This window comes from Candidatus Bathyarchaeia archaeon (genome assembly GCA_038882715.1).
GTDB lineage: Archaea > Thermoproteota > Bathyarchaeia > Bathyarchaeales > DTEX01 > DTEX01.
Genome location: JAVZNR010000003.1, coordinates 132,298 through 157,122 on the forward strand (window position 1 = coordinate 132,298; position 24,825 = coordinate 157,122).

The 24,825-nt window shown below is 43.3% G+C and carries 23 protein-coding genes and 1 pseudogene; 17 read left to right on the top strand and 7 right to left on the bottom strand.

What is annotated here, in order from left to right:
- Positions 1-3: 3 nt before the first annotated feature.
- Together QXR61_03165 and QXR61_03170 are read right to left on the bottom strand one after the other, a co-directional pair.
- Complete coding sequence (locus QXR61_03165; protein MEM3756949.1) at positions 4-432, bottom strand: secondary thiamine-phosphate synthase enzyme YjbQ; 429 nt, start codon at positions 430-432, stop codon at positions 4-6.
- 125 nt (positions 433-557) lie between these two features.
- The gene (locus QXR61_03170) at positions 558-2,081 is read right to left on the bottom strand and encodes a M81 family metallopeptidase (GenBank protein MEM3756950.1); all 1,524 of its coding nucleotides are present in this window, start codon (positions 2,079-2,081) and stop codon (positions 558-560) included.
- A 174-nt stretch (positions 2,082-2,255) separates the two neighbouring features.
- Between QXR61_03170 and trpS the strand changes: the two genes are divergently transcribed.
- From trpS to QXR61_03200, 6 genes and pseudogenes are all read left to right on the top strand, one after another.
- Positions 2,256-3,377, top strand: coding sequence for a tryptophan--tRNA ligase (gene trpS, locus QXR61_03175; GenBank protein ID MEM3756951.1), 1,122 nt, complete (start codon positions 2,256-2,258; stop codon positions 3,375-3,377).
- A gap of 253 nt (positions 3,378-3,630) precedes the next feature.
- Positions 3,631-3,942: pseudogene (locus QXR61_03180) on the top strand (Gfo/Idh/MocA family oxidoreductase).
- Positions 3,912-4,475 (top strand): hypothetical protein, encoded by a 564-nt coding sequence (locus QXR61_03185; GenBank protein MEM3756952.1) that lies wholly within the window; start codon positions 3,912-3,914, stop codon positions 4,473-4,475. Before QXR61_03180 ends, QXR61_03185 begins: the two are co-directional and overlap by 31 nt.
- 16 nt (positions 4,476-4,491) lie before the next feature.
- Complete coding sequence (locus QXR61_03190) at positions 4,492-5,517, top strand: Gfo/Idh/MocA family oxidoreductase (GenBank protein ID MEM3756953.1); 1,026 nt, start codon at positions 4,492-4,494, stop codon at positions 5,515-5,517.
- Positions 5,518-5,533: 16 nt separating this feature from the next.
- The gene (locus tag QXR61_03195) at positions 5,534-6,484 is read left to right on the top strand and encodes an ABC transporter ATP-binding protein (GenBank protein MEM3756954.1); all 951 of its coding nucleotides are present in this window, start codon (positions 5,534-5,536) and stop codon (positions 6,482-6,484) included.
- Between the two features lie 8 nt (positions 6,485-6,492).
- Positions 6,493-7,473: an ABC transporter ATP-binding protein gene (locus QXR61_03200; GenBank protein ID MEM3756955.1), complete on the top strand. Its 981-nt coding sequence runs from the start codon at positions 6,493-6,495 to the stop codon at positions 7,471-7,473.
- 66 nt (positions 7,474-7,539) lie between these two features.
- Here QXR61_03200 and QXR61_03205 read toward each other — a convergent pair whose 3' ends face one another.
- Complete coding sequence (locus QXR61_03205; protein MEM3756956.1) at positions 7,540-9,723, bottom strand: ABC transporter substrate-binding protein; 2,184 nt, start codon at positions 9,721-9,723, stop codon at positions 7,540-7,542.
- 161 nt (positions 9,724-9,884) lie between these two features.
- Here QXR61_03205 and QXR61_03210 point away from each other — a divergent pair, with 161 nt between their 5' ends.
- From QXR61_03210 to QXR61_03230, 5 genes are all read left to right on the top strand, one after another.
- Positions 9,885-10,901: an ABC transporter permease gene (locus QXR61_03210; protein MEM3756957.1), complete on the top strand. Its 1,017-nt coding sequence runs from the start codon at positions 9,885-9,887 to the stop codon at positions 10,899-10,901.
- A 2-nt stretch (positions 10,902-10,903) separates the two neighbouring features.
- Entirely contained in the window at positions 10,904-11,800 is an 897-nt protein-coding gene (locus tag QXR61_03215) for an ABC transporter permease (GenBank protein ID MEM3756958.1), read from the top strand.
- Complete coding sequence (locus tag QXR61_03220) at positions 11,801-13,762, top strand: trehalase family glycosidase (protein ID MEM3756959.1); 1,962 nt, start codon at positions 11,801-11,803, stop codon at positions 13,760-13,762.
- Positions 13,763-13,865: 103 nt separating this feature from the next.
- Positions 13,866-14,918 carry a Gfo/Idh/MocA family oxidoreductase gene (locus tag QXR61_03225; GenBank protein ID MEM3756960.1) on the top strand — a complete coding sequence of 351 codons (1,053 nt, stop codon included), beginning with the start codon at positions 13,866-13,868 and terminating at the stop codon, positions 14,916-14,918.
- Complete coding sequence (locus tag QXR61_03230) at positions 14,919-15,950, top strand: Gfo/Idh/MocA family oxidoreductase (GenBank protein ID MEM3756961.1); 1,032 nt, start codon at positions 14,919-14,921, stop codon at positions 15,948-15,950. It abuts the gene before it with no gap.
- A 291-nt stretch (positions 15,951-16,241) separates the two neighbouring features.
- Here the strand turns inward: QXR61_03230 and QXR61_03235 are convergent, their stop codons facing one another.
- Both QXR61_03235 and QXR61_03240 read right to left on the bottom strand, forming a co-directional pair.
- Positions 16,242-16,442, bottom strand: a complete 201-nt coding sequence (locus tag QXR61_03235; GenBank protein MEM3756962.1) for a ribbon-helix-helix domain-containing protein — start codon at positions 16,440-16,442, stop codon at positions 16,242-16,244.
- Positions 16,443-16,956: 514 nt separating this feature from the next.
- The gene (locus QXR61_03240) at positions 16,957-18,471 is read right to left on the bottom strand and encodes an ATPase domain-containing protein (protein MEM3756963.1); all 1,515 of its coding nucleotides are present in this window, start codon (positions 18,469-18,471) and stop codon (positions 16,957-16,959) included.
- Here QXR61_03240 and QXR61_03245 point away from each other — a divergent pair.
- The 6 genes from QXR61_03245 (at position 18,383) to QXR61_03270 (ending at position 23,436) form a co-directional block, all read left to right on the top strand.
- Positions 18,383-18,883, top strand: coding sequence for a hypothetical protein (locus QXR61_03245; protein ID MEM3756964.1), 501 nt, complete (start codon positions 18,383-18,385; stop codon positions 18,881-18,883). The genes QXR61_03240 and QXR61_03245 overlap by 89 nt on opposite strands.
- A gap of 15 nt (positions 18,884-18,898) precedes the next feature.
- Positions 18,899-20,773: a DNA polymerase domain-containing protein gene (locus QXR61_03250; GenBank protein MEM3756965.1), complete on the top strand. Its 1,875-nt coding sequence runs from the start codon at positions 18,899-18,901 to the stop codon at positions 20,771-20,773.
- A 108-nt stretch (positions 20,774-20,881) separates the two neighbouring features.
- Positions 20,882-21,094 (top strand): hypothetical protein, encoded by a 213-nt coding sequence (locus QXR61_03255; GenBank protein ID MEM3756966.1) that lies wholly within the window; start codon positions 20,882-20,884, stop codon positions 21,092-21,094.
- Between the two features lie 202 nt (positions 21,095-21,296).
- Complete coding sequence (locus QXR61_03260) at positions 21,297-21,521, top strand: hypothetical protein (GenBank protein ID MEM3756967.1); 225 nt, start codon at positions 21,297-21,299, stop codon at positions 21,519-21,521.
- Between the two features lie 200 nt (positions 21,522-21,721).
- Positions 21,722-22,852, top strand: coding sequence for a hypothetical protein (locus tag QXR61_03265; GenBank protein MEM3756968.1), 1,131 nt, complete (start codon positions 21,722-21,724; stop codon positions 22,850-22,852).
- A 29-nt stretch (positions 22,853-22,881) separates the two neighbouring features.
- On the top strand, positions 22,882-23,436 hold the full coding sequence (locus QXR61_03270; GenBank protein MEM3756969.1) for a hypothetical protein: 555 nt from the start codon (positions 22,882-22,884) through the stop codon (positions 23,434-23,436).
- Positions 23,437-23,658: 222 nt separating this feature from the next.
- Here the strand turns inward: QXR61_03270 and QXR61_03275 are convergent, their stop codons facing one another.
- Together QXR61_03275 and QXR61_03280 are read right to left on the bottom strand one after the other, a co-directional pair.
- Positions 23,659-23,841 (bottom strand): hypothetical protein, encoded by a 183-nt coding sequence (locus QXR61_03275; GenBank protein ID MEM3756970.1) that lies wholly within the window; start codon positions 23,839-23,841, stop codon positions 23,659-23,661.
- Positions 23,842-24,599: 758 nt separating this feature from the next.
- On the bottom strand, positions 24,600-24,825 hold a 226-nt coding region (locus tag QXR61_03280; GenBank protein MEM3756971.1), incomplete at its 5' end, for a hypothetical protein.

Genomic DNA, 24,825 nt, shown 5'->3' on the forward strand with positions numbered 1-24,825 from the left:
CTGTTACTCGCCAATCACATGCACCTGAACGGTGCGTAGGCGAGGCCCGTCTAATTCGATTAAGAGAATTGATTGCCATGTGCCTATAAGAATCTGCCCGTCCTTTATCGGCAGCGTGACGCCTGGCTTAATTAGGCAGTTTAATATATGTGCATGCGCGTTCTGCTCGCTCGGTATCCAACCGTACTTGGCGTTATGGCGATAATTGGATTTCTGCGGAACCAGTCGATCCATTGTGGCGAGAATATCTTCCCATAGGTCTGGGTCATGCTCATTTACCGCTATAGCCGCCGTAGTGTGGGGTATCCATATGTTGGCGAAACCATTCTTTATGCCTGAACGCTCAATCACCCCGCTCACGCTACTAGTCACGTCTATAATCTCCGTCTTCCTCCTACTCTGAACTGAAAACTCAGAGGAGTAAAACCTCAAAACTGGCACCTCTCAGATTATAGAATTTTATCCTAGAGGGAAATTAAAATTATCTTCACGCTCACACTACGCCTACCTAACTTATCCCTACGCTTTTGGCTGAAGATAAGAGGTGAAAGGCGTTTTCATATTGGATCTAGTGGGAAAACTGGTCTAGCTATATTCCTGAACGTTAATCCCCTATAGCTTGGGCTTGTTGAGCCCGGCGTGTCAACCTCTATTATGCGTTTCGCTATGCTCTCGAAGGACGCTCTATGCGCCTGATGAGATTTCACAACCACTATCTTCCGCTGTGAGGGGTCCACTCCAATAGACTTATAGTAGTCTTGCTCCATGCCAACCCTGCCTTCAGAAACTATTATCTCTACCCCGTCAACCTCAAGCAAAACCGTTTTACCAGCATCAGCGCTCCTCCAAGCTTCTTTCGGAAGCACGGCTCTTTTAACCATGTATCCCCCATGATGAGGGCCCCTTATAACATATTTTCCATCAGAAATCGTCTTTACGCGCGCGCTCACCTTAACCGGCTTATAGAATCTTCTATCGATCTTGCCGCCAACCTCCACATCTATCACGTTTCCAACCCCAGCAACAATAGATTCGGCAACGACCTCTGGGTCGCGGAGCGGAACTACCGCGTCTTCAGCCCCTTTGCGCAGCAGGGCTTCTAAAATAACTGTGTTATCGCAGGGTGCGCCGCCCCCAGAGTTGTCTCCCACATCTACGAGGATTACCGGCCAATCGGGATACTTTATAGCCATCTCGACGGCTTCGTCGACGGGTATTAGGGGTCTAACCTTCAAGAATTCGTGTCTAGAATTCCAGATCATTTCCGCAATACTGCTGGCGGCTTCCTCAGCCAGCTTGAGATCCTTATCACTTATAGCTAGAATCGAGGTTACGCTTTCAGGTAGATCAGAGTATGGAAAACCTATAAAGGCTGAAATATCCAGAATCTTAGGGTTCCCTTCAATCTTCTTGATCTCCCTCATTATTCTTGCGAAAGGGAGATTTTTCGCTTCTCTTGGGTTATAGGACCATGTGCTCATGCCTAAATTTGGGCCGAGCATGGGCAGCCTCCTTAGATACATTACGGGGTTAACTCTTCCCTTCAATATGCGGATTAGGAGCCGGGCGGCGTCCTTACCCCTCTCATAGAGATCTATGTGAGGATTGGTTTTATAGCCTAGAAGAGCATTGGCGCTGTTGACCTTTAGATCAGTAATATTCCCATGAATATCTAAAACAGCGACTATCGGGGTTTTTTCTCCAAGAATCTCTCGTAGCTCTTTGAGCAGCACGCCTTCTCCATCCGGCGCCCCCTCGGCAACCATGGCTCCATGAAGATCCAGTAGAACACCGTCGATATTCTCCGAATTATCTTCAATACGCTTAATTAGCTCAGACTTATAATGCTCATAGCTTTCCCTTGATATAACCCCAGTAGCCCCCCAAAAAACCCTTAAAGTGGGAAAAACCTTAGCTTCAGCTTTACCTAAAACCTCTAGGAACCCTCCTATAACCGTCTTTTTCCCCATGTTTTCCAGCAGTAGTCCATCGTCAAAAGATTTCTCCATAGGCTCGCCTACGGGGCTTTCAACACTAAATGAATTTGATTCCGCCCCAAAACCCCCAACTGCGACGCGCAATCTAATTCCTCTCCTTCCGCCATCTTTTTCTTAAAGCCTGAGATAAACAATCTTCTGGAAGCCATTAAATATGTTGAGTGAGAGGCAAAATATAGTTTAAATTTATGTGTTGTCAAAATATATTTAAGTCTACGCCTCCTATTAGCACTAGTCCGCTGTGAGGGCTTGAAATATATGTCTGGCGCTAAAGACGCTGGCGGCTTCATCCTAGATCCGTTTGGAGCAACCCTAATTGAGGACTATGATAAGCTCTTCACGGAGTTTGGAATACAACCCTTCAAACCCCTATTATCGCAGGTGCCCAACCCCTGCGCAGCCATGAGGAGAAGCGTCATATTTGGGCATAGGGATTTCGAACGCATAATTGACGCTATGAGAAGCGGTAGAGATTTCGCCGTCATGAGCGGCATAAAGCCAACTGGCGAATTTCACCTCGGAACACTGATGACCGCCCGCGAAATCATATATTTCCAGCAGGAGGGAGCAATGGCTTTCTACTGCATAGCTGACGTTGAAGCCTACGAAGACAACGGGATACCCTTCGAGGAGAGCGAGAAAATAGCCGTAAACAATGTTGCTGACATCTTGGCTTTGGGCTTCGACCCTAAAAAAGGGTACATTTATCGCCAATCAAAAGAGGAACGCGTTAAAGACCTTGCCATAATATTCAGCAGAGGGGCAACATTGGCGACTATGAAAGCCATTTACGGCGAAAGACACATGGGCTTATACTTGTCGGCGCTCATACAGGCCGGCGACATACTGATGCCGCAGCTCGAAGACTTCGGCGGCCCGAAACCGACGGTTGTCCCGGTAGGCGTCGACCAGGATCCGCATATTCGATTCACAAGAGATTTAGCTAACCGCTTTCAAAGCAAGTTTAATTTTGTTCCACCGTCATCCACGTACCACAAGCTCATTAAAGCGCTGGATGGAGGCTACAAGATGAGCAAACGTAACCCGATGAGCTACTTTACGCTTGATGAGGATACGGAAACTATAGCTAAAAAAATCCTTTACGCTTTTACCGGCGGCCGACCAACGGCTGAGGAACAGCGTAGGCTTGGAGGCAACCCTGACGTATGCCCGATCTTCGACATGTACCTTTTCCACTTCATGGAGGACGATAAAGAAGTGGTTAACCTATATAATGACTGTAGGTGTGGCAACATATTATGCGGTGAGGATAAAATGCGCCTAATAAAAATAGTGACAGGTTTCGTTAAGGAGCATCAGCGTAAGAAAGCTCGGCTCATCGATAAGGCTAAAGAAATCCTAGAAGCGGAAAAGGTTTAGAGCATCATGTTTTCTCGGAAAATTGTCTTCCAAGCTATTATTTTTCCAGTATTAGCCAAGCTGAAACTATGGCGTTTTCGACAGGTGCAAATTTAAGTCGAATTCTACAGAATCCTTCATCTGTTTTATACCGCCATACCTTATTAGCCATAACCTTATCTTCATAAATCGATCTTGAGCAATGATCCACATTCAAAACCCCCTTCATCCCACATCCCTTTAGTTGGCTTCATGATAGGATTCCCCTCATAGATTTCACGCTGAACCAAGCATATATGCTTTGAAGAGCGGTCTCCATGTGATGGTTGAGAAGCCGATGGCTTCAAGCGCTAACGAAGCGTTAGAAATGTATAGGATTGCATCTTCCTCAAATAAGATTCTTACGGTCGGTTTTCAAAACAGATTTGATAACCAAATAATCGTTGCAAAGAATCTTGTGAAGAACGGGCTGCTTGGAGAATTTTATTATGGAGAAACAACGTCTGGGGGTAGCGTAGAGGTGTTCCATCAAATCCATCGTTTTACACTAAAGAAATGGCTAGGGGAGGAGTCTTACTTGATATAGGCTGCTACGCAATAGATAACGCCATGAACATACTTGGTTTTCCAAGAGTTAAAAGCGTTAGTGGACATGCGTTTACTGCTCTATGCAAAAATAAAGAAGCAATTGTTGAGGGTTCCTGGGGCGCTTGGGATATCAGTAAATTTGAAGTTGAAGAGCTTGTTGTAGCTAAAATTGTTTTAGAGAATTACGGCGTCCTCATTCTTAAGGAAGCTTGGGCCATGCATAATGATAGCCTAGGCAGACCATTATTTTTGGGCACAAGAGGTGGTTTAAAACTTAACCCACTTGAGATTTACAGGGATGAAAACGGCTACATGACGACGACAGCATTAAATTTACCGAGCAAGGATCCTTGGAAAGATAAGACGTGGGAATTCATTAAGGCTGTTGCTGAGAATCTGCCTTCACCTATAGACCCGAAAGAAATAGTATACGAGCAATACATAATTGACTCCATTTATAAGTCGATTAATGAGGGAGGAAAAGATATTAGAGTAATTTTGCCAAAAGAAATAGAGGATATATTTAAGTGAGCGGGAGAGGCTAACTATGAAAATGGCTGTAAAAGTGTTGATGGTTGGTTACGCGCATGTTCATGCAACAAGCTATACCGAACAGCTCTTAAGGAGAAAAACTGAGGTTAGTGATGTCGAGATAATAGGGGTTTTCGACGAAAATAAGGAACGAGGAAAATATTACGCGGATAAATATGGTTTAAGGCTTTTTGAAAGCATTGAGGAAGCCATTAAAAAGAAACCAGATATCTCTCTAATTAACACTGAGACTGCAAAACATTTGACGTATGTTGAACTGTCTGCTGAAAACGGTATTCACGTTTTCTGTGAGAAACCCATAGGGGTGAATTTAAAGGATGCCCTAAAGATAAAAGATGTTGTAGAAAGAAGTGGTATTAAGTTCACCACAGGGTTTAATGCTAGATTTAACCCCGAAAATGTTAAGGCAAGGGAGATAGTGTCCAGTGGTGAGTTAGGTAAAATAAGTATGATCAGAATTAGAGTTGCTCATTCTGCAGCCATAGAATGCTGGTTTAGGGGATGGAGCGAGTGGTTCACTGTGAAGGAGATGGCTGGTAATGGAGGGTTCTTAGATTTATGCATTCATGGAGCTGACCTACTTCGATATATACTTGGAGATGAAGCGTGCGAAGTCGCCGGGTTTGTAAGCAATTTCTCATCGAGCTACGAAATAGATGATCAGGGGGTCGGAACAATAAGGTTTTCTAAGGGAACCCTAGGCATACTTGATGGTGGATGGACGCAAGTAGTTGAAGGTATCCCATGGTCACCATTAGAAATATATGGTGATAAAGGTTCATTATTGAGGACGCTGGTTGGACTAATGTACTACACTAGGGTTCAAAAGAGCTGGGTTAAACCAAACTTAGAGCCAAAAAACAAAAATTCTCTTGATGAGCTAATAGAAGCTATAAAAGAAGATAAAGAAGTCTCCATAACAATATATGATGCGATCAAAGCCCAAGAAATAATGGAAGCAGTGTATATGAGCAGCGACAAAAGAATGTCCGTTAGATTACCCTTGGCAAATATTAATTGAAATTAAGGTGGTGTTGGTGGAGCCTATACTTGAGGTTGATGATCTCAGGGTTTACTATAAGAGTATTTGGGGCGACTATAAGTCCGTAGATGGGGTATCAGTTAAAGCATATAGAAATGAGGTTCTTAGCATAGCGGGTGAGTCCGGATGTGGTAAGTCCACTCTCGTTGAGGGGGTTCTCAGGCTCGTTAAACCCCCTGGCTATGTACCTACTGGAAAAGTTATCTTCGATGGAATAGATATTTTGAGGATTCCAGAGGAAGAGCTTCGGAGGATTAGGTGGTCTAAACTTGCGTATGTTCCTCAGGGAGCCATGAACTCGCTGAATCCCGTCATAAAGATTGAGGAGCAGATGGTTGATGCGATAATAGATCATAGTGGCATGGATAAGGAGAAAGCTAGAGAGGTCGCATTATCTATGCTAAAAGAAGTTGGATTGCCAGTCGAGGTTGCAGACATGTATCCGCATCAGCTTAGTGGCGGTATGAAGCAGAGGGTTATAATAGCGACAGCCATAGCCCTTAAGCCGAGTCTTGTAATAGCTGATGAGCCGACGACAGCCTTAGATGTCGTGGTTCAGAGGGGTATTCTCCAGCTCCTTAGAATGCTTAAGGAAAATTATCGTATGACCGTTATAATGGTTTCCCATGATATGGCGGCGCATGCGCAAATAGCGGATAGAATAGCAATAATGTATGCTGGAAAAATCGTGGAGGTTGGCTTAATCAGTCAAATATTTGAGGAGCCATTACACCCATACACTAAGGGCCTAATTTCAGCCATACCCGCTATAGGAAAAAGGTATATTAAAGGTATACCTGGTCTAGCTCCAAGCCCCTTAAACTGGCCTTCAGGCTGCAGGTTTCATCCCAGATGTCGACAGGCGACAGAGTTATGCGCTAAAGTTGAGCCTCCTATGAAAGAGGTTGAACGAGAAAGATCCGTAGCCTGCCATCTATATGGGTGATTAAAATTATGGATCAACCATTACTAGAATTGAGGAACACGAGTAGGGAATTTAGAGTTGGAGGGGGACTAGGACTATTCTCTAGGAGGATTATAAAGGCTGTAGACGCCGTCTCGTTCAGCATGCCAAGTGAACCATGGATAACGGCTTTGATAGGTGAGAGTGGGAGCGGTAAAACCACTATAGCCAGAATGATACTGGGGCTTCTGCCGCCCACTTCAGGCGAGATTTTATACAAGGGTAGGAGTGTCTCCGAGTGGATCAAGAAAAACAAGATGGCGTATTATAGGGAGGTTCAACCCATTTTTCAAGATCCATACAGCATCTATAATCCTTATTACAGAGTTGACCGGGTTCTTGAAGTCGCCATCAAAAAATTTAAGCTTGCATCTAGCAAGGAGGAAGCACGCAGCCTCATGATTAAGGCTATGGAAGACATAGGACTTAGGCCAGAAGATCTTCTCGGGAGATATCCACATCAGCTCAGTGGAGGCGAAAGACAAAGATTCATGCTAACGAGAATACTTTTAATTAGGCCTAGGCTTATAGTTGCCGACGAACCAATATCCATGATAGATGTCTCGCTCAGAGCTATTTTTCTAGATCATTTATTATCTTTTAAGGAGAAGCATGGTATTTCATGCCTGTATATATCACATGACCTGCATACAGCCAGCTATCTGGCAGATAATGTAATCATATTATGCTATGGCAGGATCGTCGAGGAGGGGCCGAAAAACCAAGTGATTGAAGACCCGTTACATCCGTACACTAAGCTACTCATAAGTTCTATACCGATACCGGATCCTAAGCGCAGATGGACAGATAAAATAGATCTAACGTCAATGGAATCCTTGAAAAAGTTTAGAGCAGATAAAGGTTGCGTTTTCTCAGCAAGATGCCCCTACGTCATGGAGAAATGTTTATCAGAAACACCCCAGCTGAAAAACATTGGTCAAGAAAGAAAAGTTGCCTGTCACCTATATTAGTCTAAAAACAGTGAAGTGTTACCGCTGAAGACCAATAAAATAAAAAAAGGAAAGGAAAATAATTTTTTACTTTTTGCGTAATAACATTACAATGGCGATGATGACTAGCACTGCTGTTATTGCGCCCATACCTACCACTACGGTGGTTATGCCCGCTACTTGACCAGATAACGCATCCATTCGGCTTGATAGCGTGTCAATGCTGCCGGTAAGCGTATTAACGCTACTGCTCAATGCTGAGACTTTTCCAAGGAGGTCTGAAACCGCCTTTGCAATCTCAGGTAGCTCTGCTGGAACAGGCGGACTATATGAGACAAGCCCTTGAGCCATAAATCTTTCAGCATCCTCTTCAGGAATCATAGCGAAGGCGCCTTTAGAGAATGGACCGTATCTCTTTCCGTCGACGCCTGTAAATGCTTCGACATCCTTAAGGAAGTAGACGCTTACATAAGATACTGGTGTCGGAAGAGCTCTAGGTCTTATTGAGAAGAGAATGAAGATGAACTCAGGCCACCATATGTATGGTACATGATACATGTTTTCTTCAGATGGCCATCCTTCCCAATAAGCCGTTGAAAATACTTGTACAAACATCTTTTCTACCGCGGGTGCGCTAAGCATATCTCTCATTATAATGTAGATTCCTCTTTCAATAAGTTCCTGGGCTCTGGGATCATCGGATCTTAGTTTCCACAGCTCGTCCACAATTTCATCAAGTTCAGGGTTACGATATCTTGGATTAGCACCGTGAACGCCTCCGCCTACCGATCTTTCACCTATAGGCACATACCATTTGCCATGAAAGTCATCAAGCATATAAACTATTTCACCAGGCAACCATGCGCTTGAACATAGGCTGCCAGCCGCTATATCGTATTGACCAAGCGCAGTTAACTCATGCCACATTGCCGGATCCACGGTTCTAACAACCGCGTCTATGCCTATCTTCCTGAGTTCTTCAGCTAAATCTGCTGCTATATAGTATTCTTGAACAACTGTTACTGGTCTGCTCAATATTTCTAATGATATCTTAGCGCCATCAGGGGTATCTCTTATACCGTCACCATCCCTGTCAATGAAGCCAAGAGAATCAAGTATAGCGGCGGCTTTAGCAGGATTATACTCATATTTGACACCAAGCTCATTTTCTATTCTTTTAAGTGCTTTCTCAACCATGGGCTTATACTTGTCAAAAACCGCGTACATCGGTATGGGCCATGGATATGGAGAAACCCATGTTTCAGCAGCCATCGGATATAGGGCTGCTAGCTTCTCTTTGTTAAGGCATAGGGCAATAGCCCATCTAAACTCTGTAATATTTAACGGATACTTATCGCAGTTAAAGGTTGATATGCCGAGTGGACAGGGATCTAAGTAAGGCGCTAATGTTATATTTGTGGTGAGACGCATAGCCATCTTAATCATATCCCAACTAAATAAGTGGGGCAACGGTGCATCCACCATACCGCGTACAAAATCAGCAAGATCTATGTCTGGCGGAGGAGCATATCTCCATATAACATATTTAGGTGCAGGAAACAGCCCAAATACATCTTTAGCCCAGTAATCCTCGTCTCTCTCCCATATAAACATGTTAAGCTCTGGATAAGTACCATACAGCTTATAGGGACCTGTCTCCACTGGTGGCCAATTTGCGAACTCCTTTGGATCCTTATCCCTCCATATATGTTCTGGTCTAACGTTAATAGCTCCCCACATTCTAAATGTGTGGTGGAACATTGGATTAGGCTTTTTGAGATGAATTACCACAGTATAGTCGTCAGGCGTCTCAACGGATTCAACCCACTCATTAACATATGCGGCGCCGAATAGCTCTGGGTTAGCCTTAAGCATATTTAGAGTAAAAGCAACATCCCTAGACGTGTAGGGGACACCATCATTCCATTTCACACCACGTCTTATATGCATTATAAACGTTTTAGCATCTTCGCTGTATTCCCAGCCAGTTATACGCCAGTATATTATTTCCCCAGTAGCATAGTTTATGTACCAGTCCCACTCCTGCACTACTTGATGCCATCCTGATCCCCATTGCGTCCCCATAGGTATGAATTGATTTGCTTTATCCCAAACAGTATAAGCCGTATCTGTCTCACATATAACTGCTTCCTCTCTAGGTACTGGCAGTGCAACTTGGGCAAATGATGAAGGTACAAAGTTCACTATGCATAATAGTGCAATGTTTGCCAGTAAAGCTAGCATAAAGAAGTTTCTTATTTTATATTCCATAACTTTCTCTCCCCTTCATTTATATGTCCTAGAGATGATATATAAGACTTTCGTCAAAGCCTAGCATATTATTGGTAATCGTTTACAGGGAATAAGGTCAATACGCTTATATCTTCTGACACATTATATTTATACAAGGCTCCATTAAACTAGTGATATAGATGGTCAGCAAAAGAATAATTAGATATATAATCATAAAAGTTCTGGTTTATTTAATCACTCTATTTGTAGCTTTTTCAATCGTTTTCTTCTTTCTGAGGCTAATACCAGGGGATCCAGTTTCACGTTTTATTAGGCTAATAGAGCAAAGATACTCAATTCAATTGGCCCAGGTTACTCAAGAGATAATAAATGAGTATAAACGTAAATTCGGTCTCGAGGGCGATATTGTAACTCAATACGTTTCTTATCTTAAACGAGTATTTTTAGAGTTTGATTTAGGTCCCTCATTTTTAAATTTTCCAAACCCTGTTCAAGATCTCATAGCGTGGCGTCTACCATGGTCTATAGGTCTTCTGGGAGCGGCCACTCTTATCTCATGGGCCATAGGTATAATAGCTGGCACGCTAGTTGGATGGAAACGTGGTAGCAAAATTGACTCAATAATGTTCACCATCTCACTTTGTATGTCTCAGGTGCCATTTTACTTACTCGCGCTCTTTTTAGTGATGTTCTTAGCCTATATTTTCACAATATTTCCTCCAAGATGGGCTTTTTCACCCACCGTTACACCAGGACTTAACCTCGCTTTTATATCAAGCGTAATATACCATGCAACACTTCCATCACTTTCCCTCATATTAATTTCATCATTGGGATGGCTTATATCCACAAGGGCTATAACAATAACCATTTTAGGCGAAGATTACTTGCTTTTCGCTCAGGCTAAAGGTTTAAGAAAAATTAGAATACTAAGCAGATACCTGCTTAGAAATACTCTCCTACCTCAAACTACAGGATTAGCTATGTCTTTAGGGTTTATTGTTAACGGTTTTTACTTAGTGGAATGGATATTTTCCTACCCAGGCGTGGGAACGCTTCTTGTTCAGGCGATAAACGCCCTCGATTATAATACCGTTCAAGGAGTGATATTAATTTCCATATTCACAGTGCTAACAGCCAACCTCATTATAGATCTAGTATATCCGCTTATAGACCCCCGAGTAAGGGGTGAATAATAATGACCCAGCAAAAATTTTTTGTGCAAAGGATAACGAGGTTGCTTTCTTCACTAAGCAAAAGCACATTAACTTTTAAGATCGGCTTTTTCATACTGTTATCTTTAGTAACCTTAGCAGTACTTGAACCATACATCAATAATTATTTGCTCAGGGGACGCAGCTCTACAGAAATAGGTTTATTCCCTAAACTTCTTCCCCCCTCTCTTGAGCACCCCTTGGGCACAGATCATTTCGGTCGAGATATTTTTTCACTTCAACTAACCGGCCTTAGATATTCGCTTATAATAGGTTTATTAGCTGGAGGGATAGCGACTTTAATCGCTGTGGTAATTGCCACGGCATCTGGCTATTTAGGCGGTAAAGTAGATGGCGCTTTAAATGCTATGACCAATTCTGTTCTTGTAATACCAACTTTGCCAATACTTTTAGCTATAGCTGCATACATAAGAATGGATTTACTGATGATGAGCTTTACTTTATCTATCTTCAGCTGGCCTTGGCCTACGCGAGTAATTAGGGCACAAATCTTGAGTTTAAAGGAACGCCCTTATATAGATCTTGCCAAGGTCTCTGGATTAAATAGTGTTGAGATAATGTTTTTTGAGATACTGCCTAACCTTATGCCCTTTATAGGTGTAGGTTTTGCTAACGCGGTGATTGGAGCGATGATCGCTGAGACAGGATTAAGGCTTATAGGACTAGGACCAGGTGATATACCCTCACTAGGATTACTTCTTTTCTGGTCTATGGGTTTTGGAGCTATAGCTCAGGGCTATTATCAATTAGTTTTTGCTCCAGCAATACTTTTAATATTGATCTTCATCTCCTTAAACCTCGTAAATATAGGGCTTGAAGATATGTTTAATCCTAGACTCAAAAGAATTACGGGATTATAGGTGAATAAGATTAACGGCAAAATTTTAAGAACCTTAATATTGGTCTCAATCGTACTTGGTTTCCTCCTCATTATATTCAGTAACATTTTTTTGAGGGAGAAGAATGAAAATATACTTATGGAAGGGGGAGAAATTGTTTTAAAGTGGAAAGGGGAAGTTGTTGGGAACCTAATGGCGGCTAAGTTATCTGGAGGGAACATTGAGTTTTTCTCTTTTGGAGAATATTTTGAGGCTAGTCCTCTTTTAGAGGTAGTTGAGCCCCATCTATCCTCTGAACATCAACTTTGGTCCGACGGCATAGCTTATAATCTACTGGTTGCTGGCAATGCTAAACTAGAAGTAAAGATGTTTATACATAATGATACGCTAGTGTACTCCATACAGAATCTGTCTCCAGCAGAAATAGGTTTAAGGGCGAAGGGAAGTCTGAGCACTTTTAGCTGGTTTAATCCCGATTTTAGGAATAAAATAACGAAGATGGCTAACGTGCATCTAAACTTTCATGAAGGGGTCCTAGAAGGATCTTATGGAAATTCTTACTTTATTTGCGTGGCTTCAAATGGCTCTATGACATCCAGCATTGAGAATGGTCATGCCGCTTACGAAATAAAATTTAGCCTCACTCCCAAAAGATCATTCATCTTTACTGTTGTTGGAGATTGCTCTAAGGAGAAAGCAATTGAGACCTCTAAGGCTGTGTTAAGTAATCCTGGTCTCGTGGAAAATGAGAAGAGAAAGTGGATGATGAGCATCATTAGTGAATTGCCTGGATTAAACAATGTGAAACCTGAATATGCACTTTTATGGAAATATATGTGGTACGTTATACTGGCGAATAGAGCTTTTGCCTGGGATAATCCAACCCTTAAAAACCCATTCACCATGCCCAGCAAGTTCGCCTTTAGGCATCAGTGGCTTTGGGATTCCTCTTTTCACGCTATAGTGCTCTCCACATATAATGTTAGGATGGCTGAGCAGGAACTTTTAAACCTATTTGAAGCGCAGAAACCGGATGGGCGGATTCCTCATGAAATATTTTTGTCTAAAGAGTTTTGCAAGTTATTTTGGGGTGTCGACGACTACTCCCCATGGACTACTCAACCTCCAGTGTTAGCTATAGCCATCAAACATATAATGGATTCTGGCGGCGGAGAGGATTTCCTTGCCAGCGCCTTCAGAGTTTTAGATCGATACGATGCATGGTTTAGGGCTGCTAGAGACGCAGATAAGGATCAGCTTATGGCCTACGTGGATTATTTAGAGTCTGGCTGGGATAACGCCGTTAGATGGGATGAAGCAATAAAAATGTTTGAGGCAAACCCCTCCAAATACAGGTCTATGTATAAAGAGATCCGTATGGCGCCGGTAGAGGCTATAGATCTTAACTGCCTAATTTATCTTCAGAGAAAAATTTTAGCTGAGTTAGCTGAAAGACTGGGCATGCATGAAAAGGCTGAAGAATATAATAGACTTGCTGAGGAAACTGCAAATAAAGTATTATCATATATGTGGGATCCAAAGACCCAGTTCTTCTATGATATTTACGAGGAGAACCATGAGCAAATTAAGGTTAAGAGCCCAGCAGCATTCCTCACGCTTTACGCTGGCATAGCCTCAAAAGAACAGGCTAAAAGCTTAGTGGAGCATCTACTTAACCCCGGGGAGTTTTGGACAAGATTTCCGCTTCCCACAGTTAGTGCGGATCACAAGGAGTATGATCCAAAGGGGTATTGGAGGGGGCGTTCATGGATAAATATACTCTGGTTCACGTATCATGGATTAAAGAAGTATGGTTTCACGGAAGAGGCTAGGCGTCTAGCTGAGAAAGCCCTTGACATCATGGCCTCTGGACCTACTTGTAATGAGAACTATAACAGTTTAACCGGTGAACCTCTAGGCGCACCAGATTTCGGCTGGTCAACTCTAATGGTCACAATTTTAATGGATCTTTATGGCGCCTGAATTTCAGGGATTCAACTTTACCCAAAAATTTATTTATTGTCCATTGAAGATTTTCTTCGGCCTAAGCTAAACCTTATATTCTGGGATCCAGTCAGCATAAATTATGTCTCGAAAATATAAGTTGGGAATAGCGGGATTAGTCCACGATCATGTCTGGGGATTACTAAACCAGTTTAAGGACACGGGGAAAGTGGAAATAGAGGCCGCAGCTGATTTAAACCCTCCGCTCCTAGAGAGGGCAAAGGAGCTCTTCGGTGTAAACAAAATTTACACAGATTTTTCAAGGATGCTTAAAGAGAGCGATCTTGACTTAATATTGCTGTGCACGGAGAACAGTAGGCATGCGGACGTTGTGGAGGCGGCTGCTGAGAAAGGGGTTCACGTGATAATGGAGAAACCCATGTCCGCTAACCTGGAGCAGGCTGAGCGAATAGTGAGGGCGGCTGAAAAACATGGAATAAAGGTTATGGTTAATTATCCCACAACTTGGAGTCCAGCTATACAGCAAGCGTATAAGATGGTTAAGGAAGGCAGGATAGGCGAAATCTTCCATATACGTTTCAGAGGAGCCCATGCGGGGCCAAAGGAGATCGGCTGCTCGCCCTATTTCTACACATGGCTCTATAATAAGGAACTTGATGGGGCCGGGGCCCTCATGGACTACTGCTGCTATGGCGTGAATCTCTCGCTATGGTTTCTAGGACGCATGCCTCAAAGCGTAGTGGGGGTTATGGGGACATTGGCCAGAACATATTTAGAGGTGGATGATAACGCCGTGATCATAATGGACTACAAGAATGCTTTCGGCATAGCCGAAGCCTGTTGGTCGCAGGTGGGATCCTACCCCATCCATGGGCCAATTATAAATGGTGTTGACGGTTCACTTGTAGTTGAGGAGGATGGAAAACTACATTTCTACTCGGTTAAAGTTAAGGGTAATTACAGAGATATATCACATGAGGTCATAGAGCCACCTCAACCGCCTAAAGGCTTGAGAAACGGTCCAGAATACTTCTTAGAATGCATAGAGAAAGATATAAAGATAGGAGAACCTCTAAACGTGGAGTTCAATAGAAATGTTCAGGAGGTTTTAGAGGCTGGATTGCGCTCAGCGCTTGAGGGGAGAAGAATATACTTGCCGCTAGGAGGGTTATAAATGGGGAAGGTTGGCTTTGGCATAATTGGTTGTGGCGGCATATCGAACTACTTCCATATTCCGGAGCTTAAGGCAATAGAAGAGGCTGAAGTAGTTGCTGTGTCAGATATAAAGGAGGAGAGAGCGAGACTCACTGCTGAACGGTTTAACATAAAATTCTGGTACTCCGATTATATAAAACTTCTGGAGAGAAACGATGTTGACGCTGTGATAGTAGCCACCCCACACCCGACGCATGCTAAAATCGCTGTGGACGCCATCAATGCTGGGAAACACGTGGTCATTCAGAAACCCATGTGCACGAATTCAAGGGATGCTGAGGCGATTGTGAACGCTGCGCGTAAACGTAGCGACTTAAAGGTCATGGTTTTACCATTCGTCTATTTTGATACGCCCGCCTTCGACTATGTTAAAAATCTTCTCAATAATGGTGATCTTGGGAAAATATGTATGGCAAGGTCACGCGTAGCCCATGAAGGACCGGAGAAATATCAGGAGGAAGTAACCCGGATGTTTGGTGAGGAGAAGAACTGCTGGTTCTTTGATCCCGAAAGGGCTCACGGCGGCGTCCTGCTGGATTTAGGGGTTTACGCGATAAGTCAAATAGTGTATTTACTAGGCAGGGTTAAAAGCGTGTCAGCGCTAGTAGCTACTTTAGATAAGCCGGCGAAAGTGGAGGATAATGGCGCGTTGCTTATGGAGATGGAGAACGGAGCAATATCTGTCGCGGAGACTAGTTGGACGCAGGCTGCGACGCTTGAGGGAACAAGCATATATGGGACGAAAGGAACAGTTCTCTTAAATTATTTTAATACACCAGTGGTCTTCTATAGGCAAAAAGATTCGAGCTGGATTATACCGGCATTAGCTAAAGAGAAGGAGCCTCAGCACACGCACCGCCACTTCATAAAATGCATACTTAACGATCTAAAACCAATAGGTACCCCGGAAGAAGGTAAACATGTTGTGGAAATCATGGAAGCAGCCTATGAATCCACTGAGACGGGTAAAACAATTAAGTTAAAGACGTGAAACTAATCTATCTGTTTTTCCTCTCAGTAAATTAATTGTTTTAAAAAATTTATCTCAGCCTTAATACAGCCCCTTTATACAGCCGCATAACGGAAAGGGATGAAAACTAATAAAATAGTCTAAGTTTCTCCATCAAATAGATGGCAAAGGTTACGTGCACTACGAAATTTAAGAAAATTAATGAAAGGTTTTATGTACCCGTATGTTCGATGGAAAAATTATGGTGGTCGACCCTCAATAGAATATCCCAAAATATTAGGTGAAATAATGGATGAGAGGGCTCAAATATATCTACGCTCTCCGTATACGCGCTCGCTCTCGCTCAATCTTTTCTATGCATGCCTCGCGGACAAAAGCGGAGCGGCTAGGCCAGTAGCCAACTTTCTCAATGAGATCATCGATCTCCTCAAGTAGGGGTAGCGGAATAGAGACCGCGCTGAATCTAACTCGGCTGACCCTTTTCCCTTTCCTAACTTTAGTTTCAGAAGCCATTTTTTACATAAGTCTCCATGAATATTCAAAATCATCTTTAGTCATTTAAATGTTTTGAGGAAAATCTCTCTAGAAGATATATGTGCTCCTTCCATCAATTTATACTCCATAGTATATGCAAAGGAAGCTAAAATAGTAACGGGCGACATCCACTTCCAACCCCTCAAAAACATTATATTTATCAAGTAACCACTAAGTTGTGTAAACTAAACTAAGCCTAAGCCTAGCAGCCTTCAAGTCTCTTGTAAACATGGATGTAGTGTATCACACTGCATTCTGCATCCAAAAATTTAAAATCCGAAGGGCTCCAGAACCTAGGGGTATTGGAGCCTCGGGCGGGCTCCTACACCACGGGTCCAAATCCCTCCCTCATCTAGAGTGTCTAAATAATTTATTTTTTATTTTCTTGAGGAGAGGGTTGGACCATTTTTATCACCAGATGAGGTTATTGGTAGATGATATTTAATAAGGTTGCTAAAGAGTTATTTATGGTTTTGCCGGACTCTTGAAATGGCTATAGTACTGGTGTTAATTTGATTTCTGATCCTTCTTCATCTGTATGTAGTTCAATATTTAGTAGTGGTGTTTTTGGCTTTATTCCTTGTAGGAATATTGCGCCGCATATCTCCCTGACGATTAGGTGTATGTCGGCTAGGGAGCTTAAGTGGCTGGCTATGGCGCACTCGGGCCTAACAATATTCAGCCTTACATCACCAAAGTTCCTTGTCTTCGCTAGGTCTTCACCAAGAATCTTCAGCAGCTCATCTTTGCCGTATACGTATTCTAGCGTGTCGAAGCCAACTATCGTAAAGACCGGCTTACCATACCGGCTCCTAAGCTCGGAGACAGCGTTCCAGAAGCCCAGCATATCTTCCCTTATGGATCTGCCGCTAAACGGTATCACGCATGGTTCAGCGATCTCAGCTGTTTCGCCAGCTGTGGTCCTAAAGTCAACGATCTTAAGATTGCTCCTTAAAGCCTCCTCGTAAACGAACGGCTCAAGGGACCTCCAAACCATTACGGCGCTTAAACCCTGAGGCGGAAGAATAACAGCGCATCCCCCCTGATTTAAAACGTTCACAAGAATCACTCTGAAAGTCCGCTCAATTGATAGTGGCACAGTCCTCTCAACCTCCAGGAGGTTGTAGCATCCACGCCTAAACATTGGACCCACAATTCTATCTAGGTCGCTTATGCCTGAGGAATAGTAATCTTCGCCATGCGGAACAATCTTAAATCTCTTTGTTGGCTCTGGAAAACTACCTGGAGGCAGCGGCCTGAAGACCTTGAATCCGCCTTTTAACGTGAATGCTAATTGTGGCTGCCGTATCTCTGTTCCGCGGGCCTTAAGTATCTTTAAGTATCTTAGTGGAGCCCCATCGACTTCAGCCTTATTGAGGTGGATTATGAAGTCTGATAGAAATTCGGCTGGCTCGTAGGTTTCCTCGGCGCTCATCTTCTCGATTATTATCATCGTTGTGCAGCCCATCTCCCTAACAATCTTACTCAAAACGCTATGGACGAGCATGCGCATATCATAGGGCTTCTCAATAACCTGCGCTATCGCTGAAAAAGAGTCTATGACAAGCATATTCGCCTTTATATCAGCAACTTCGCCTAAAATCTGCTCAATAATGGCTGGGAGGCCGGCCTCCTTAAGCGTAACCATCTCCAGAAACCTAAACTTTCCAGCGCGCTCAAGCCTCTCAAAATCTAACCCCGAACCACGCATATTCTCAAAGAAGCTCTTCCGCCCCTCAACAAAACTCACATACAAGCCCTTACAGCCAAGCCTCTCAACACCATTATAAATCCAGTTCGCAGCAAAAATGGTCTTACCGACGCCCGGAGGACCAGTAACAGCCACCAGGCTACCGGCTGGAAAGCCACCACCAAGAACCGAGATATGGCGAGTTTGCGCAGAGAGCGGCGTAGCCCTGGTGGCTTCTTGCAGGCCGCTTGGAGGCCGCCACGATAGGATACCGAAGCCGGAGGGAGGAAGGTTTCTCAGGCATAAGGCTTCGGTAATAGTTTACCTTAGGAGAAGTAAGAGGGATTTGATTTCGGTTTTTCTCGTTAAGCACCCTAATAGAAGGTCCGGAATAATTAATATTAGGTTATTTGAGGGAGGTGATTTATTGGGCAGAGTAACCCATCCATTTAGAGTTATGCTTCAAGAGGAGATAGATAACCTTAAAAGGACTTATAGGGAGGCTCTTCTGGATTCGAAGCGGAGAGAAGCGCTTGACAGCCTTATACAGGTTTGGAGCAGCGAGCAGGGCGCTATGAGCTACGCTCAGATCCCAACGGTTCTCGACGTAATGTTGGTAACTGCCATCGTAGACAACCGAAAGCTCATTGAGGAAGCGCTAAGGCAAATAAAAGTGATGCGCGCAAAGATGGAGGAGATGGAGGCGTCGCTGAAGAAGGTCTTGGAGTAGGGGAAGCATAGTTTAATGAGGCGGGCACGCGGGTGGCTTTTAGACGCCTATATCGCTGGGAGCGAGGCAGTACTGTGGATAAAAACAGAGGATGGGAAATCTGTCCGATTAACGGACAGGTATAGGCCTAGCTTCTACATTGAGCTTAAAGAAGACGTTGATCTTGAGGGATTAACCGTGGCGTTGACCACTCATCCAAATATAGCGGGCATAAAATGCGAGTGGAAATATACGTCCCTAACTTCGGAGAAGAGAAAGGTTCTTCGCATCGACGTTGACTCAACAAAGAGCTATAGAAGGGTTCTCAAAGATCTATCGGAGATTAGTGGCATACAAGCCTTCTATAATATTGACCTTCCACACATCCAATGGTATTTATTCTGGAAAGATCTTCCGCCAACAGGCGCCATTGATTTTTCCTATAACGAGAGGAATGAGCTAATTTGCTTTGAGATTCTGGACGATTGGCAGGAGATTAAACCTCCCCCATTCACGAGCATGATATTTGATATTGAAGTTTCAAGCCGAAAGCTAACTCCCGACGCAAAAACAGATCCCATCTCGAAGATAGTTATTTTCGATGAGTATTTGAACCCAGTTAAGTCCCTTGAGGGCGGCGAGGAGAGGCTGCTCTCCGAGTTTTCTAAAGAAATCGAAAGGCTGGATCCGGACTTTTTAGTTTCTGATGAAGTGGATGAAAAGATCTCTTACATCCTAGAGAGGGCTGAGGCTATCGGATTGAAGCTTAAGCTCGGCAGAGAAGATGCTGACCGCCTGGGGCTAAATAGACTTTTGCCGTATGCGCATATGGGCAGAGTCCCGCTCAACCTCGAAACATTCTTATCTGTTGGGGTAGCTGGCATCGTTGAGCTTTCAAGGTTTTCGCTGGCCCCTCCGGGTCTAGCGGCTAGGTGGCCTGCCGGTAAGATAATAGATAGTAGGCAATGTTATGAGGCTGTTAAAAGGGGCATTATCATTCCTCAATCCCGCGCCTCCTCTCAATATGTTAAGACTGCGAGGGATCTCGTGTTTGACGATAGAGGAAGCCTGATACTCTCGCCGAAAACGGGACTGCATGAGAATGTTGGAGTATTAGACTTTGAATCAATGTTCCCGAACATTATAGTAAAATATAATGTCAGTTATGAGACGGTTTCAAAAGAGGTTATCAGGGCTGGCACAACGGTTTTCCTACCGCAGATAACTAAAAAATACCTGGAAAGGAGACTCTACTTCAAGCACCTTAAGAAAAGTTTCCCTGAAGGTAGTTGCGAGTGGATGTGGTGCGAACAGAGGCAGAAGGCTTTAAAGGGAATCCTTGTCTGCATCTACGGCTACAGCGGCTGCTTCGCAAACAGGTTCGGAAATATCGCCTGCTATGAGGAGATTAACCGAATTGCCAGGAATATCCTCGTGAAATCAATGAATATAGCGATGCAAAATGATTTTGAGGTAATATATGCCGACAGCGACAGCCTCTTCATCAAAAAGAAAGGTGCATCTAGAGGGGACTTCGAGGATCTAGCCAGAGAAATTAGCGAGAGAACAAGCTTACCTATCACGTTGGATAAGCACTTCAAATTTCTTGTCCTGCTAAAGCAGGAGGCAGATCCAAACATAGACGCCACAAGGCGCTACTTCGGGAAGCTAACTAATGGCGAACTATTTTATAGGGGAATAGAGCTCCGACGCCACGACTACCCGGACTTCATTAAGAAATTTGAGACCGAACTCATGGAGATATTGTTTGATGCTGAAGACGCTAGAGAAATCTTAGAAAGGCAGTGTAAGAAAGCGCTCAATTACGTTCTTGAAACATGCGACTTGATTCGCGATGGCAAAGTACCAGTAAGTGAGCTTGTTGTGAGCAAGAGCTTAAGGCGGAATTAGCCAACCAAACTAACCACGATGCGAGCTGGATAAGGCAAAAGATGGCTTCCCTTAAGGCGAACGGATTTGTGATCAGGACAGCCAAAGGCTATGTTTTAACGGCCAAGGGTGTTCAGGCGTGGAAACGATACACTCAACAGACACAACAAAACAAACAGCAGGATAAAGGGGGCACCTCTTAAGCCCTTTGCAGTTTTAAAGAAAGAGGCGCCAATACGCTGGCAACCTTGCCCGCTCTGCGGTGGAATAGGACTAGAGTTCTATGTTAAGTTTGCTGACGGAGAAGAGCGCTTCATTTGCGGAAAATGCGGGAGAAGCTAAAAAGAAGCATATGGAAGGGGATAGTTATGGGGGAGGGGGTATATTCTCCGCTGTTGAGTTTGTTGGGTCTGTTCAGCAGATACAAGGATTTAGATAACTTGGCAAGAACCTTCTTAAGGCATAGGTGGAAGATAGCGCATAAGCTCAGTAACCAAGGCTGCTTAAAATTAGCTTCCACACGATACGCCATTGGAAGGCAACAATGGAGTATGCGAAGACAAGGGACATACTGCATGTTATGAGGCTGATCGGCCACAAGAACATTAAAAACACTTTGGTTTACATGCATCTGGTTGAGGGCCTTAAAGACGATAAATACATATGTAAGGTTGCGAGAACCCCGGAGGAGATCGCTCAGCTCATTGAGGCCGGCTTTGAGTATGTTTGCGAGCATGAAGGCCTTAAGTTCTTTAGGAGGCGGAAGTAAAGTGTCGGGGGTTCATCCAAAAGTATATAAATGGTGCCGGGGGTTAGATTTTAATTTTCGTTTCGAGCCCATATTTTCCCTTTTTTCAAAAAATAAACTATTTTTGAGGAAAAATTTAAATATAATCATAATTTAGAGTTTGTTGAGGGGATTTGGACTTAATTAAGCGTTTGTTACATGAAAGGTTTATTCAGCACCTTATGAGTAGGCCCAGGGCTGAAGAAAAAATCCTATTTTTTGGTATGGATCTGCATTACCAGAAATATATCGGCTATGAATTGATAGGTGGTATAAATGTTCTTATTGATGGGCCAACTAGTGAATTCCTCTTTTTGACTAGCTTGATGCTGCAGGACATAATTTGTGGTAGGGGTTTCCTTTTAATCACATATAATGGTAGACCAATCAGGGTGGACAAGCTTATCCTTTCCAGCATTCCTAAAAAAAGAATAGATGATGTGGTATATGTTGATCCTCTTGGCAGGAAAAGCGTTGACATATTCAAGCTGAACCTCGGCAAACTCGCTGAAGAAGGGCGAATAATCATTGTCCTATCTTCCCTAACTATGAATACTGATTTAATCTTAGAAAAATTCTGCTCTGAGATGGCGAGAATCGCAAATATAGAGCCCTTCAGAATATATGCTTGCCACATCCCTAACCCCTCAATAGATACTATTATGAAAGTTAAAAAGAGTGGTCTCCCATTAGTGCTCATCCCAGGACCCATATTTCATTCAGATGAGATTAAGAGACTTATGAGGGCATTCGATTTAATAGTTTTAACAAAATCGCTTGTTATAGATACAGACATTTTGGCTGAGATAACCGGCTCCTTATTTAATGCAGAAAAAATTAGAAATAGTGTGGCTAAAGGACGCGTAGTCGTTTTTTCTCCGGTAAAGCATGGCTTCCTAGAGCTGAGACCAATATTCCTAGTTCCTGAGGTCCTAACGCCCCCAATCCCCGATGACGAATTCCTAGAAGAAATTGGAATTTATAATAGGGGGCGCATTGATGAGGTTATTGCCCATAGTTTGAATAGGTGGGGTGCTGCTCGATCCTATTTAGATTTTTATCCACTGTTCGGTGAGGATGTGCTTAAGGCAACAAGAGAGTACAGCGTCCTTAAAGAGTATATTAATCAGGGTTATGGTGTGACCATTAAGACTATTGGTGGAAGAAATTATCTTTACGTTCAAAAGAAGGTTAAAGGCAAAGTTATTACAAGGAGTCTTGGCCCACTAAGCCAAGATATGATTGAGATTTTAAATGCCTTCCCGGAGGTCGTGGAGCGCCTAAAAGGTAAATTAAGTGCGTTTGCAAACTAGCAATCTAATTATGTGTTTGGTGGCATGGTTTGGGCAGGTGGTGGATAAGTTATCCTATTGGTGTAATGGACGTGAATACGCTGGAGATACACGGTAGAATTGTCGCGAAGAAGGTTCGAAAAGGAGTATGGAAGGTTCTTCTAAGGAAGCATAAGAGAGACATTTATCTTGCTTATGTTCGAGCTGACGAGCCAAATCAAGAAGATGTGTTGGATGCCGCTAGGCCAGCTCTAGCTGAAAAAATTGGCCCCTTTATGTTCATAGATCTGCAGCGTGGAATTAAAGATTATGAGTTAGAGTTAACCTTACGTAGGGGAATACTGCTCTTCCCAAATGTCGTCGTTAGGGATTATAGGGGTAGGATTATTGGCGCCGGGGACCTTACAGCAAGGTACTCAAAGCGGCAGGGAGGCTTCACATTATGCGTATGCAATAGATACGCTATAAGAAGAAACTTGGGCTATCTATCCCACGAACGCCTTAAAATTATAAGGGGGCTCCAGCTGAGAAATCTCACGGAAGCGATAAAACTTATAGAAAAATGGTATAATGTTAGGATCACACTATTTAGGCTATGGACGTAGAACAAACATTCTATAACATGCAATCGCCATTCTAATGGAGCCTAACATGCCCAATCATAGAGCATAGCGTGCCTTTATCTTCCAAGGTGCACACCCTAATAATGTCTCGTTTACCATCATCTATACTCACCATCAGTGGATTGATGGTCTACAAGTGTTCGCCCACTTCTAGGTGAATGTTAAAGCTATCTTAGCGTTAGGCAACACAAATACATTAAAAATCTATCCATCAGATTGGCGCACACCCCCTTTCTTCCTTATCGGCATTCCACACGACGGGCATTTTCCTTCTTCTAAATCCGCCTCAGTAAGTCCATACCTACAATGCTGGCACTCGGCAACAACCCTAATACGTTTACGGAAGAAATAATGATGCCATAGGCTTAACAGATCTATCTTCATCAATCAAAATATTAGTCTCATAAGAAATTTGAGGTTAGCTACATGCATTAAGAATTTCACGTCAAAGCCGCCCCATAAGCCTGCTTACCCGCGTATGGGGTGAGCGCGCCCCCAATAGCGCTTGTCTATTTTGGCTCAATACTTCACTATTAACGGTGCAATTCCTTTCCTTTAGCCTTTTCTTTTTCTTGAAGTGCTGTTTAAGTAGAAGAAGGATAGAGCTGACAACGAGCTGATAACGGTAGTCCTTCTAATTGAGGAATAATGTGAAGCAAATCTCTTTATCCAGCACAAATATCTATAGTTTTCAAAAACCGGGTATATTTGCATCCTTTATCCCCCGCAACAGTTGCCGCGCAGACGGGTTTAAATACTTGAGGTTTTCCATAGAACTAGCCTTAAGTGTTTAGCGCTAGAAAGTAAAAAGAGCTGGGTCAATGAAACTTATAACATTGTAATCGTAGGGGAGTTAAGCCACTCGAAACCTAAAAACTAAGCGACGGTAGTTAAAATATGGTTGTGCGTTAGGCGGAGCTAACTACCAAAGAGCCGTAAAGGCCCATTGGGAGCTTTAGCCTATGTATGGAGCATGCGCGGGTAAGTATACTTATATTCTCCACACATACAACAATTTTACCGGGATATATATTCGTCGTTTTCTTCTGGAAGGCTTAATTGATAGTTAACGGGCGTTTTCACTTAACTACCTTGACTTATCTTAGTAGTAAGCCAATTTAGATGCTTTATTGAGGAAGAAATTTTTAAAGCATTGTCTGGATAATGTTTTTGAAGTCTTCGTCTAGGATCTTTACTTTGCCGTTAAGCGCTTCTTCCGCTATCTCTCCTGCCCTCCTTGCCAGCTCAGCTATCTTATTTACGCCCTTCTTTGGTAGGTGTTGCTGTAGGATTTCAACCTCCTTTTCTAGGTTTTTCCAGCCGAGCTTATCGTTTGTAGTAAATTCGTTTCCGAGCCACAGGTCCATGTCA

Coding starts and splice junctions, on each gene's coding strand:
- trpS (MEM3756951.1), top strand. CDS start 2,256: ATGTCTGGCGCTAAAGACGCTGGCGGCTTCATCCTAGATCCGTTTGGA.
- QXR61_03185 (MEM3756952.1), top strand. CDS start 3,912: ATGGCTAGGGGAGGAGTCTTACTTGATATAGGCTGCTACGCAATAGAT.
- QXR61_03190 (MEM3756953.1), top strand. CDS start 4,492: ATGAAAATGGCTGTAAAAGTGTTGATGGTTGGTTACGCGCATGTTCAT.
- QXR61_03200 (MEM3756955.1), top strand. CDS start 6,493: ATGGATCAACCATTACTAGAATTGAGGAACACGAGTAGGGAATTTAGA.
- QXR61_03205 (MEM3756956.1), bottom strand. CDS start 9,723: ATGGAATATAAAATAAGAAACTTCTTTATGCTAGCTTTACTGGCAAAC.
- QXR61_03210 (MEM3756957.1), top strand. CDS start 9,885: ATGGTCAGCAAAAGAATAATTAGATATATAATCATAAAAGTTCTGGTT.
- QXR61_03215 (MEM3756958.1), top strand. CDS start 10,904: ATGACCCAGCAAAAATTTTTTGTGCAAAGGATAACGAGGTTGCTTTCT.
- QXR61_03225 (MEM3756960.1), top strand. CDS start 13,866: ATGTCTCGAAAATATAAGTTGGGAATAGCGGGATTAGTCCACGATCAT.
- QXR61_03230 (MEM3756961.1), top strand. CDS start 14,919: ATGGGGAAGGTTGGCTTTGGCATAATTGGTTGTGGCGGCATATCGAAC.
- QXR61_03235 (MEM3756962.1), bottom strand. CDS start 16,442: ATGGCTTCTGAAACTAAAGTTAGGAAAGGGAAAAGGGTCAGCCGAGTT.
- QXR61_03250 (MEM3756965.1), top strand. CDS start 18,899: ATGAGGCGGGCACGCGGGTGGCTTTTAGACGCCTATATCGCTGGGAGC.
- QXR61_03260 (MEM3756967.1), top strand. CDS start 21,297: ATGGAGTATGCGAAGACAAGGGACATACTGCATGTTATGAGGCTGATC.
- QXR61_03265 (MEM3756968.1), top strand. CDS start 21,722: ATGAGTAGGCCCAGGGCTGAAGAAAAAATCCTATTTTTTGGTATGGAT.